This is a genomic window from Metasolibacillus sp. FSL H7-0170, assembly GCF_038593115.1.
Taxonomy (GTDB): Bacteria; Bacillota; Bacilli; order Bacillales_A; family Planococcaceae; genus Metasolibacillus; species Metasolibacillus fluoroglycofenilyticus.
The window spans coordinates 16,385-28,409 of record NZ_CP151964.1; the positions used below are offsets into that span (position 1 = coordinate 16,385).

Below are 12,025 nucleotides of genomic sequence, written 5' to 3' on the forward strand. Positions count from 1 at the left end.
AAGAGGAGGAGAAAGTTTATGAAAATTGGGGTACCGAAAGAAATAAAAAATAATGAAAACCGTGTTGCAATGACACCAGCAGGAGTTGTTACACTCGTTCACGCAGGACATGAAGTAATTATTGAAACAGGTGCTGGATTAGGTTCTTCTTTTACAGATGCTGATTACGTAGCAGCTGGGGCTACAATTGTGCCAACAGCCGCGGATGCGTGGAAGGCAGAAATGGTTATGAAAGTAAAGGAGCCAATTGCAAGCGAATATGGCTATTTTCATGAAGGATTAATTTTATTCACATATTTACATTTAGCGCCAGAGCCAGAGTTAACTGCTGCATTGCTTGAAAAGAAAGTAGTCGGTATTGCTTATGAAACAGTACAGTTACCGAACCGTTCTTTACCGTTACTAACACCAATGAGTGAAGTAGCTGGGAAAATGGCAACACAAATTGGGGCACAATTCTTAGAAAAAACAAATGGCGGAAAAGGCATTTTATTAGGTGGGGTTTCAGGCGTACAGCGTGGTAAAGTCACTGTAATTGGTGGTGGTATCGCTGGTACAAATGCTGCGAAAATCGCAGTAGGTATGGGGGCGGATGTAACTGTTATCGATTTAAGCCCAGAGCGTCTACGCCAAATAGAGGATATTTTTGGTCGCGATGTGCAAACATTGATTTCAAATCCATTTAACATTGCCGAATCGGTGAAAAATTCTGATTTAGTAATTGGGGCAGTATTGATTCCAGGTGCAAAAGCGCCAAAACTTGTATCAGAAGAAATGGTTAAATCAATGCAGCCAGGTTCAGTAGTAATTGATATTGCCATTGACCAAGGTGGTATTTTTGCGACAAGTGACCGTGTGACGACACACGATAACCCTACGTATGAGAAGCACGGTATTGTTCACTATGCAGTAGCGAATATGCCTGGTGCTGTGCCACGCACATCAACAGTTGCATTAACGAATAATACAGTTCCATATGCATTACAAATTGCGAACAAAGGCTATGTGCGTGCGTGCAATGAAAATCCTGCTCTTAAATTAGGTATTAATACAATCGATGGCAAAATCGTCTATGAGGCAGTAGCTTTAGACCAAGGTTTATCATACACGCCTGTCGATGAAGTACTAAATTCATTAGCTTAATGATTGCAATTGAAAATCTCCTGTTATATCGTAACGGGAAAACGATTTTGCAGGATATTAGTTGGAAAGTACAGCGCGGAGAGCATTGGGCAATTTTAGGGTTGAATGGCAGTGGAAAAACAACATTGCTAAAAGTAATAAATGGCTATATTTGGTCAAACGAAGGTGTCGTTCAAGTATTAGGTGAAACATATGGGAAAGCGGATATGCGTGAAGTTCGTAAGTCAATTGGCTGGGTCAGTGCAGCTATGATTGAAGAATTTAATCGTTTAGATCCTGTTATTGAAATTGTTTTATCAGGAAAGTTCGGAGCCATTCGTTTATTTGAATCGGTTTCTGATGAGGAAATCGAGGAAGCTGTTGGTTTACTTGAGCAATTTGGCATCCGTCATTTAGCCAATACAGCATTTGAGTTTTTATCGCAGGGAGAGCGGCAACGAGTACAAATTGCGCGCGCTTTAATGGCAAAGCCAAAGTTGCTTATTTTGGACGAGCCTTGTTCAGGTCTTGATTTAATTGAACGAGAAAATTTGTTGCAGACGATTGCACAAATTGCCGATAAAGGCGATGTTACGTTGCTCTATGTGACACATCATGTTGAAGAAATCCTTCCTTGCTTTAGCCATACGCTATTAATGCGAGATGGTCGGATTTTTGCACAAGGCTTGCGTGAACAACATTTAACGGCTGCATGCTTGAGTGAATTTTTCGGGCAAACGGTTGCTGTGCAAATGGAAAAACAACGAGCTTGGGTTGCTATAAAATAAAGTGAAACTTTAATCAATGGGGGTTTTCCTCATCCTCCATTGATTGTTAGTTGAACCAATCGAGCTTTTACGCTCCCACTTATCCTTTAGCGTATTTTCACTTAAGCCTTGAAGTGGGAGGCTTACTGCCCGTTAATGCGGGATAAAAAAGCTATAAAATTGTAGTAAATGTAAAGTGCGTGTCCTAAATCAGTTTCGGACACGCACTTTTTAAATGGTATTTTACTTATAAAATGACAAGCTCTTTAGTGAACTTTGTTAGCACTTCAACGCCATCTGCTGTCACGACTACATCATCTTCAATACGCACACCTGTTACATCTGATTTGTAAATACCCGGTTCAATTGTGAAAACCATCCCTTGTTGTAAGGCAAATGTGTTCGTACCTGTTACGGAAGGGTACTCATGCACAGAAATCCCTAAGCCATGTCCTAGGCGGTGTGTGAAATACTCACCGTAGCCAGCCTCTGTAATAACATCACGTGAAATTTTATCTAAATCACATGCACGCACACCAGGCTTTACGGCTGCAATTGCTCGTTCATTCGCCTCGCGTACCGCATTGTAAATTTCTTTTTGTGCCTCGTTTACTTCACCAAAAGCAACTGTACGTGTAATATCAGAGCAATAGCCTTCATAAACAACACCTAAGTCAAATAAAATCATATCACCGCGTTTAATTTTGCGGTCACCCGGTGTACCGTGTGGAGAAGCAGATTTTTCACCAGCTAATACCATTGTATCAAAGCTCATAGAGTAGCCTTTTGCTTTAATAGCTGATTCAATCGCATTTAAAATTTCCATTTCTGTTTTGCCTTCCGCAATTTCTTTGCAGCCTACTTCAATTGCATAATCAGCCAGTTTCGCTGCTTCGCGCATTTTTATAAGCTCTTCTTCGTCTTTAATAACACGCATAGCATTAATTTGGTCATCGAGACGTTCAAATGATACGGCTGGGTAAAGGCTTGTTAGCGCTTCTAAACGCTCTACTGTTAAATGAGATTTTTCAATTGCTAATTTTGTAATTGCGATGTTGTTCTCGGCAATTTTTTTCGCCAAAACATCCCATGCATTTTCCGTGTCTAAATGGCCGATAACATCATAAGCCCAACCAGCTGCTTTTGCATCAGGTACTTCCATTTGCGGGCAAATTAAAAACGGCGCTGCCTCCTTGAAAACGACTACACCTAGTAAGCGCTCATGTGGATTGCTTTTGAAATTTGAAAAATAAAATACGTTGTCAGGTGTTGTGATAAAGGCAGCATCAATATTATTTTGCTGTAAATAATTTTGTAAATGTTGAATTTTACTCATCCATAGGACCTCCGTATAGTTAAATGTATTGACCGTACTTCCACCTTTTGGGTGGTGAGAAGCACAGTGCAGTGCTTTACTTAGACGCTTGCTAGTGGAATGACCAACAGTATATTGGCACAAAGCCTCAGCAGTCGTCAAAATATAATTGATACCCTATTAGCATATCAAAAAAGAGGGAAAATTGCAGATATAGAGAATATATTTTTATGTAAGCATTTTCTAAAAGGAGGCATTATACATGCAAATATCTTACCATGGACATTCTGTAGTAAAAATTATAACAAATGATACAACGATTTTAATTGACCCATTTATTCGAGGAAATGGAGCCACAGATTTACAAGTAGAGGAGCAAAAGCCTAATGTTATTTTATTAACGCATGGGCATAATGACCATGTCGGTGATACAGTTGAGCTTGCTAAAGCGAATAATTCGTTGGTTGTTGCGCCAAATGAATTAGCCGATTTTATTGGTTGGCAAGGTGTAAATGTCCATAATATGCATATCGGTGGAGCGAAACAATTTGATTTTGGCAAAGTAAAGTTTACACAAGCCTTTCATGGTTCTTCTTATGTAACTGAAAAAAACGAAATTATTTATACAGGTATGCCAAGCGGAATTTTATTCATGGCAGAGGAGCTAACAATATATCACGCAGGAGATACAGCCCTTTTTGGTGATATGAAGCTCATTGGAGAGCGACATCCAATTGATGTTGCCTTTTTACCAATTGGTGATAATTTTACGATGGGACCAGAGGATGCAGCATATGCGGTATCTTTGTTAAAGCCGAAAATTGTCGTTCCGATTCATTACAATACATTCCCGCCAATAGCACAAGACCCACAGCATTTCGCTAATTTAGTAGAAGGAGCAGAAGTGCAAATTTTACAAGCGGGCGATTATGTAAAGCTATGAGGGGGGAGAGGCATCCAACAAGTCGTGCACTAGCTAGCTTGATAGACGAAGGTGATAACAGTGTTTGAGTAAAAATGTTAGCTTATTAGAAAAGAGGGGGACTTATTTTGAGAAATGCTCTTGTTATTCTCCTCGGGCAATCTTTATCAATTACGCGGAGGCGTAATTGATAAAGATTTTTTCGTGCTGTTTGGTATCTGTGACATCCGCTGGAGCTTTGACCAACATGAAGTTGGTGTTATAGGAAGTGACGTACTTAGAGCGATTCCAGCGAGTGTTTGGACACCCCGCTGAAATCGCTCTAATGCTTACCCCACCTCTAATGGTTTGGGACTTGTATATCTGCCGCCTTGCTATCAGTACAAATATGAGCCACCGGTACAAAAAACATGTGCTCCTGCGGTTACTCGTCGCAAAAAGATGCTGAAAGAAGTTAAAAAAGACCAACGCTAGTGTCTATTGCGCGGCATTGTAGACGCAGCTTCCATTAATATAAGTTTGCTGAATCGTTGTGCGCAAATCGAATGGGTCACCATTCCAAATGACAAAGTCGGCATCCTTGCCAATCTCAATAGAGCCCACTTGGGATTCGACCCCTAAATGCTTTGCGGCATTTAGGGTAATAGCGGCAAGTGCCTCCTCCTCTGTAAGTCCGTGCTTAATCGCGAGGATAGCGCTCGTTAATAAATGAGTAATACCAACGACAGGATGGTCTGTCGTAATTGAAAATGGGACCCCAGCTTCGCGTAAAGCGATAAGCGTATGCCAGCCTTTTTGTGAGTTTTCATTTTTGGAGCGAGCTGACATTGTTGGTCCTACTGATACGCGAATATCATGCTGGGCGATAAAATCAGCCATTAAATGTCCCTCTGTGCAATGCTCTATTGTCATATCGATATTAAATTCACGCTTAATGCGCAGTGCTGTGGCTATATCGTCTGCACGGTGCGCATGAATGCGGAGTGGAATTTCTCTTTTTAAAACTTTACCGATATTTTCTAGACCTAAATTTCGATTGCATGTCCCAGATTCACGCTGCTCTAAATAATTTTGCCCAGCAATGAGCATTTCACGTAAGCGCCCTGCAACGCCCATACGTGTTGTTGGCATCTTGCCTTTGCCCCCATGCGTATTTTTAGGGTTTTCTCCTGTTGCAGCCTTCAAGCCAGAAGGATTTTTAACAATCATTTCATCGACAACTGATTTGGCAGCCGTTTTTACAATGACCATTTCACCACCGATGACATTAGCGCTACCGGGCATAATTTGAACTGTTGTCACACCAGCTCGTCTAGCATCATCAAAGCCGATATCCTGTGGCTGAATCCCATCTAATGAACTAACTTCAGGTGTAGATTCAGAGCTAATTTCATTGAAATCATGCCCTGCCTTGCCAACTCCCTCAGCATGCACGCCGAGATGTGTATGCACATCAATTAAACCCGGTGTAATGATTTTACCTTCAGCATCAATTGTTTTCACATTTTCTAGGCTTGAAGAAATTGAACCAATTTCTTTGAATTTGCCATCTTCAATTAATAAATCTCCATTTATTACCGCACCTGTTCCAGTACGAATTTGTGCATTTTTTATATGTAACATAACAATCCCTCCCATATGTTAAGTATACTAAACAATAGAAAGCTATGTTATAAAATTGACAGAATTATTTTTATTTTGTTTGCATAGTCAGTAGCGCTACTTTTACGCTCATGGAAAGAGCGCCTACCGCAATGGAAAACTGTTACGCTTCGCTCTCTCTCGAATGGACAGCAAAACAATAGGCTTTTTTCTTAAATTTTAGTAGTGTGTAAAAAATGATTGTTTGAGCAAATGAAATGCATTTTTGTTTTGTATGCAATATTAAGAAATATGATACACTAGGAGGTAGGAATGTAGGGAAATAGGTGATTGTATGTCAACAAAACATGAGAAGATTTTGCAGTATATTGAGTCGTTGCCTGTAGGGGAGAAAATTTCAGTTCGTCAAATTGCAAAGGAAATGCAGGTAAGTGAGGGGACTGCATATCGGGCTATTAAGGAGGCGGAAAATCGTCGTCTTGTCAGCTCGATTGAGCGCGTTGGAACGATTCGTATTGAAAAAAAGAAAAAAGAAAATATTGAGCGTTTGACATTTGCAGAAATTGTAAACATTGTAGATGGGCAAGTGCTAGGTGGTAAAACAGGATTACATAAAACACTGACAAAATTTGTGATTGGCGCGATGAAGCTCGATGATATGATGCGCTATACAGATGCGGGAAGCTTGCTGATTGTTGGTAACCGTATACAGGCACATGAGCATGCCTTGAATGCAGGGGCAGCTGTCTTAATTACAGGTGGCTTTGATACGACAGATACAAATAAACAATTGGCGAATGACTTGGAATTACCGATTATTTCAACGAGCTATGATACTTTTACAGTCGCAACGATGATTAACAGAGCCATTTATGACCAGCTTATTAAAAAAGATATTTTGCTTATCGAGGATATTTATGTGCCGATTGAAGAAACGGCTGTTTTACAAAATGACCAAACACTGCATGATTTTAGAGAGCAAAACAAGCGCACTACACATGGAGCCTTCCCTGTTGTGACAAGCCAACAAAAGCTTGTAGGAATGATAACGGTAAAGGATGTTATCGGCAAAGAAGATACGGAGTTAATCGAAAAGGTAATGACAAAAAACCCGATTGCTGGCTCTATGAAAACAAGTGTGGCCTCTGCAGGTCATCGCATGATTTGGGAAGGTATTGATTTATTACCTGTTATTAATGATGATGGTTCCTTGCAAGGGGTTATTAGTCGTCAGGATGTGCTTAAGGCATTGCAACTTGCACAACGTCAGCCGCATCAAGGCGAAACAATTGATGATTTAGTGAAAAATGAAATGAAGATGATTGATGATGAGGAGGTTGCGGTAGAATTTACTGTCACACCTCAAATGACGAATCAATTTGGTGGTATTTCCTACGGAGCGTTTACAACATTGCTTGCTGAAGCAGGCTCCTTCGCTTTGAAAAAGCGCAAGCGCGGTGAAGCCGTTACAGAAAATATGACGATTTATTTTATTAAGCCTGTACAAATGGAGAGTGTGCTTACAGTGAAGCCACGCATTTTAGATATGAGCCGGAAATTTGTTAAGATGGATTTTGAAGTATTTAGCGAAACAGTATTAGTAGGAAAAGCGATGATGACATTCCAGCTATTAGAGCGCTAGCGTGACAGGCGGTCTTACGCTTATACTATAAAAGCGCAAGGCTGTTGGAAAAGTATATGCTTTCCGATAGCTCTAGCTTTTATATTTTTGCTGAAAAATTCCTCCTATGATTATCATAATAAATGCCACTATCTAGATGGCAAAGGGGTCGTCTAAAAATGACTTTTCAGACGACCCCTTGACATTGTTTTTTTGAGCATAAGAAAATGACTCTTATTGATTAAGCTCGTACTCTTCATGTACATATTTACCTTCATGACGAGCGCGTTTGTAATTATTATATGCTAAGCCTGCGCCTACTAGGACGAATACGACGGCAACACCATAACCAACGGCTGTTGGGTAAATGATTGTTGCGTTCAGTCCGAATGCGATAATAAAAACACCGAGTGCAACACCGGCTTTTGCTGTATACCATTTTTTTCGTATCGGTAGTGTTGAACGAAATTGTTTTGTCTTATAATAAAAATAAAACACGAATGATACGACAATAAAGAAAACAAAAATTAAATTTAACATAGTGAACCTCCCGTAAAGCAAAGCTGTTACTATTGTACAAACTTTTTGAAGAAAATGCGAACGGATTTCACTTGAAATGAGGAGGAAAAACACTTGAAACGTCAAATCATCGACACAATTGAGCAGTACAATACAATTATTATACATCGGCATGTACGTCCTGACCCTGATGCGTATGGCTCACAGTTTGGCTTAAAGGAGCTACTGCAAGCAAATTATCCAGAGAAGGCAATATACGCTGTTGGAGAGCATGATCCATCGCTTACATTTTTAGCGATGCCAGATGAGGTAACAGATGGATTATTCGATGGCGCATTAGTGATTGTGACAGATACAGCCAATACGGAGCGTATTGATGATGGGCGCTATGCATCTGGCGATATGTTAATAAAAATTGACCACCATCCAAATGATGACCGATATGGCGATTTATTATGGGTTGATACAAGTGCAAGTTCTGCAAGTGAAATGATTTATGCTTTTTATGAAGAGGGGAGAAATTATAAAAATTGGATTTTCCCTGATGCAGCGGCACGTTTATTATTTGCCGGAATTGTGGGAGATACGGGGCGATTTTTATTTTCAAGCTCAACAGTTAAAACATTTGAAACAGCGGCACAGCTTATCCAATATGACTTTGACCGCAATGAAGTGTTCGATGGTATGTATGAAATGGAGCCGCATTTATTACAGCTACAGGGCTATTTTTATCAGTATTTTGAAATGGATGAGAATGGTGCAGCCTCAATAAAAATTACGAAGGATGTATTGGAGGAATATGGGGTGACACCATCCGAAACTTCATTATTAGTAGGTTCATTAGGTAATGTGAAGGGCATTTGCGCATGGGTAATCTTTATTGAAGAGGGCGATACGATTCGCGTGCGTTTACGTTCAAAAGGACCTGTTATTAATGAGCTGGCTAAAAAATACAACGGTGGGGGACATCCATTAGCATCGGGTGCTTCAGCATCTTCCTGGGAAGAGGCAGAGCGCATTATTTGGGATTTGCAGGCGCTTTGTAGGAATTATTAATGTAAGGGGGATGAAGATGGTAGTTTATCCACAAATAAGAACGAGCGCTGATTTATTAAAAAGTACAATAAAAATTGAAGCGCTTATCCCTTTTTTACAACAACAGAAGGCAGAGGCATGTGCTATCGTTAACTCGAGGCTCTATGGCCTTCTGCCTTTTTGGCACGAGATGAAAAAGGCTGGTATTCATCCAGTTGTCGGGTTAGTGGTGAATGTGCAATTTGCAGAGGAAATAAATTTGCCACTAATTTTATACGCGCAAAATAATATAGGCTACCGTCATCTTTTAAAAATTAGTAGCAGTGTGGCCATTCGAAAAGATGAAACATTGCCATTTCGTTGGTTAGCGGGCTATGCAGACGGCTGCATTGCGATTATTCCTGCATTGGCCGAGGAAGCAAGGTGGCTAGAGAATGATAACCGGCAATTGGCAGAGCAGCTAAAGCAGCTTTTTGCGGAGAGGCTTTTTATAGGTATTGAAAGACTAGAGGTAGCAGCCCCGAATGAGCAGGACGCTGTATTTTTAAGCGAGCAAATCGCTGTAAAGATAATGGCTATTCACGAAAGTACATTTATGACAAAGGATGACCATTTTGCCTATGAAATAGCACGAGCAATTGATACGGGTGTGAAAATGGGCTTAACCTTTAATTTGAAATTAAAGCATCGTTACGTACTAACTAAAGAGCAATGGCAGCAATTTTTTACCGACCGTCCACAATGGCTCAGGCAAACAGAGCAGGTGCTCATGAGCTGTCATGTCACAATGGAGCAGCAAGCGACATTTATGCCGAAATTTCCCGTTGCAAGTGGGCAAACAGCAGAGGAATTACTGCGTGAGCGCGTATTAATTGGCTTACAGCACAGATTGCAAAGCGCGCAGTTGCCTGCTGTCTACGAGCAGCGTATGCAGCATGAATTAGGCGTTATTTGTTCAATGGGCTATGCGGATTATTTTCTAATTGTCGAGGATTTTATGCGCTTTGCTAGAGAGCAGCAAATTTTAACTGGTCCAGGGCGAGGCTCTTCAGCTAGTTCACTTATTGCTTATGCGCTGCAAATTACACAGGTTGACCCACTGCAGTATGATTTATTATTTGAGCGTTTTTTAAATCCTGAGCGTGTGACACTACCTGATATTGATATTGACTTTGTTGATACGAAAAGACAAGAGGTTATTCAATATGTGGCTAATAAGTATGGGCAGCAACATGTGGCTCAAATTATTACGTTTGGTACATTGTCTGCTAAGGCGGTAGCGCGCGATGTGGCAAGAATGTTAGAGTTTGAACCAACAGAGCTTGAGAAAATTTCGAAAATGATTCCGAATAAGCCGGGGATTATGTTACAAGATGCTTATAATGAATCGCAAAGCTTACGCAATTGGATTGATGAGAAGCCAGAGCGCCAGCGTTGGTTCGCTACAGCGCAGAAATTAGAGGGATTGCCACGCAATGCTTCAACACATGCTGCAGGTGTTGTTTTAAGTCCCATCCCACTTGTAGAGTTAGTCCCAATCGAAGAAGGGCATGACCAAATATTTTTAACGCAATGGCCGATGCTTGAAGTTGAACAAGTAGGTTTATTAAAAATGGATTTTTTAGGCTTGCGTAATTTGACGATTTTAGAGCAAATACGTCGTTCTGTGCAATATACGCATGGCAAGGAAATAAAATTTGAGGATATTCCATTACAGGATCAGCGAACGTTTAAATTGCTGCAGGCAGGGGACACAGCAGGTATTTTCCAATTGGAGTCTGAAGGGATGCGTCAAGCATTAAGAGAAATAAAGCCAACGCATTTTTTAGATATTGTGGCAGTGAATGCTTTATATCGACCAGGTCCAATGGATTTTATTGCTACGTATGCACGGAGAAAACATGGGCAGGAGCAGGTGACGATGCCACATCCAGCGCTTGAGCCGGTATTAGGGGAAACATATGGGGTGCTTATTTATCAGGAGCAAATAATGCGAATTGCTCATATGATGGCTGGCTTCTCGATTGGTGAAGCGGATATTTTACGGCGTGCCATTAGTAAAAAAAATCGTCAAGCATTAGAGCGCGGGCGCGACCGTTTTATTATTGGTGCACAGCAAAAAGGTTATGAACCACAAGTTGCAAATGAAGTCTATGCATTAATCGTGCGCTTTGCTGATTATGGTTTTCCTAAAAGTCATGCTGTCGCCTATAGTTTAATCTCCTATCAAATGGCTTATTTAAAGGCACATTATCCTGTGAATTTTTATGCAGCGTTATTAACAAATGCAACAGGCAATACAGAGAAGCTAGTGCAAATTTTAATTGAAGCAAAAGCGAAGGGTATCACTATTTTACCGCCCTCTATTCAAAAAAGTGAACGCCATTTTAAGGTGGAAAATGGTCAAATTCGCTATAGCTTATCTGCGATTAAAAACGTGTCACAGCCTTTTTTAAAAAGCTTGATTGAAGTAAGAAATATGATGGATAGGCCATTTAAAGATTTATTTGATTTAGCGAACTCGTTGTCAACTGCTGTGTTTCAGCAAAAGGCCATTGAGCCACTTATTAAGGCGGGGGCTTTAGATGATTTTAAATTGGATCGGGCTGTGCTCCTTGCTTCTATTGAGGCAGCTAGAAAGCATGTAGATTTTAATGTTGGTAAACCTAAATTAGCGGCGGTCCAGCCTTTAGAACAGCAACAAAAATTGCAATATGAAAAAGAAGTGCTAGGTCTTTATTTATCTGAGCATCCGCTCACAAAGTGGCGAGCAACAATTCAAGTCAATGCCACGACGTATAATTTGCATAAGCATAGAGATGGTCAGTACGTAAAAATACTTGGCATTATTGAAGAAATAAAGCAAATCCGTACAAAAAAAGGAGAGCTTATGGCATTTGTCGAGCTACAGGATGAATATGGCAGCATCTCTGCTACATTGTTCCCAAAGGAATTTACAGTAGTTCAGCAGCAGCTTGAAGTAAACCATATCGCCTATGTAGAGGGCGTACTTGAATTTAGATTCGGTAAACCGCAATTAAAAGTAAAACTTATGCGTATACAAGAAATATAATTACAGTGATGAAAACTGTGCGAGGTACAAATTTTTGTACTTTGCACAG

Annotated in this window: 9 protein-coding genes; 6 read left to right on the forward strand and 3 right to left on the reverse strand. The window is 40.4% G+C overall.

Translation table 11 applies throughout. The features are described from left to right. Positions 1-18: 18 nt before the first annotated feature. Together ald and MHH70_RS00080 are read left to right on the forward strand one after the other, a co-directional pair. A complete protein-coding gene (gene ald / locus MHH70_RS00075) occupies positions 19-1,143 on the forward strand; it encodes an alanine dehydrogenase (protein WP_066162047.1) in 1,125 nt (374 codons plus the stop codon). 47 nt (positions 1,144-1,190) lie between these two features. Next, entirely contained in the window at positions 1,191-1,910 is a 720-nt protein-coding gene (locus MHH70_RS00080) for an ABC transporter ATP-binding protein (protein WP_342472192.1), read from the forward strand. Between the two features lie 226 nt (positions 1,911-2,136). Here MHH70_RS00080 and MHH70_RS00085 read toward each other — a convergent pair whose 3' ends face one another. Continuing rightward, a complete protein-coding gene (locus MHH70_RS00085; RefSeq protein WP_342472193.1) occupies positions 2,137-3,225 on the reverse strand; it encodes a Xaa-Pro peptidase family protein in 1,089 nt (362 codons plus the stop codon). Between the two features lie 241 nt (positions 3,226-3,466). On the opposite strand from MHH70_RS00085, the gene MHH70_RS00090 reads away from it, so the two are divergent. Then, a complete protein-coding gene (locus MHH70_RS00090) occupies positions 3,467-4,147 on the forward strand; it encodes a metal-dependent hydrolase (protein WP_342472194.1) in 681 nt (226 codons plus the stop codon). Positions 4,148-4,603: 456 nt separating this feature from the next. Here the strand turns inward: MHH70_RS00090 and MHH70_RS00095 are convergent, their stop codons facing one another. Continuing rightward, positions 4,604-5,749: an amidohydrolase gene (locus MHH70_RS00095; RefSeq protein ID WP_235616033.1), complete on the reverse strand. Its 1,146-nt coding sequence runs from the start codon at positions 5,747-5,749 to the stop codon at positions 4,604-4,606. Between the two features lie 313 nt (positions 5,750-6,062). Here MHH70_RS00095 and MHH70_RS00100 point away from each other — a divergent pair, with 313 nt between their 5' ends. After that, positions 6,063-7,370, forward strand: coding sequence for a DRTGG domain-containing protein (locus MHH70_RS00100; protein ID WP_107942971.1), 1,308 nt, complete (start codon positions 6,063-6,065; stop codon positions 7,368-7,370). A 213-nt stretch (positions 7,371-7,583) separates the two neighbouring features. Here the strand turns inward: MHH70_RS00100 and MHH70_RS00105 are convergent, their stop codons facing one another. Then, entirely contained in the window at positions 7,584-7,889 is a 306-nt protein-coding gene (locus tag MHH70_RS00105; RefSeq protein ID WP_066162063.1) for a YtpI family protein, read from the reverse strand. A gap of 93 nt (positions 7,890-7,982) precedes the next feature. Here MHH70_RS00105 and MHH70_RS00110 point away from each other — a divergent pair, with 93 nt between their 5' ends. Beyond that, positions 7,983-8,924, forward strand: coding sequence for a bifunctional oligoribonuclease/PAP phosphatase NrnA (locus MHH70_RS00110; RefSeq protein ID WP_107942970.1), 942 nt, complete (start codon positions 7,983-7,985; stop codon positions 8,922-8,924). Between the two features lie 16 nt (positions 8,925-8,940). Beyond that, positions 8,941-11,976 (forward strand): DNA polymerase III subunit alpha, encoded by a 3,036-nt coding sequence (gene dnaE / locus MHH70_RS00115; RefSeq protein ID WP_342472195.1) that lies wholly within the window; start codon positions 8,941-8,943, stop codon positions 11,974-11,976. Positions 11,977-12,025 lie beyond the last annotated feature (49 nt).

Coding starts and splice junctions, on each gene's coding strand:
- MHH70_RS00095 (WP_235616033.1), bottom strand. CDS start 5,749: ATGTTACATATAAAAAATGCACAAATTCGTACTGGAACAGGTGCGGTA.
- MHH70_RS00105 (WP_066162063.1), bottom strand. CDS start 7,889: ATGTTAAATTTAATTTTTGTTTTCTTTATTGTCGTATCATTCGTGTTT.
- dnaE (WP_342472195.1), top strand. CDS start 8,941: ATGGTAGTTTATCCACAAATAAGAACGAGCGCTGATTTATTAAAAAGT.
- MHH70_RS00090 (WP_342472194.1), top strand. CDS start 3,467: ATGCAAATATCTTACCATGGACATTCTGTAGTAAAAATTATAACAAAT.
- ald (WP_066162047.1), top strand. CDS start 19: ATGAAAATTGGGGTACCGAAAGAAATAAAAAATAATGAAAACCGTGTT.
- MHH70_RS00100 (WP_107942971.1), top strand. CDS start 6,063: ATGTCAACAAAACATGAGAAGATTTTGCAGTATATTGAGTCGTTGCCT.
- MHH70_RS00085 (WP_342472193.1), bottom strand. CDS start 3,225: ATGAGTAAAATTCAACATTTACAAAATTATTTACAGCAAAATAATATT.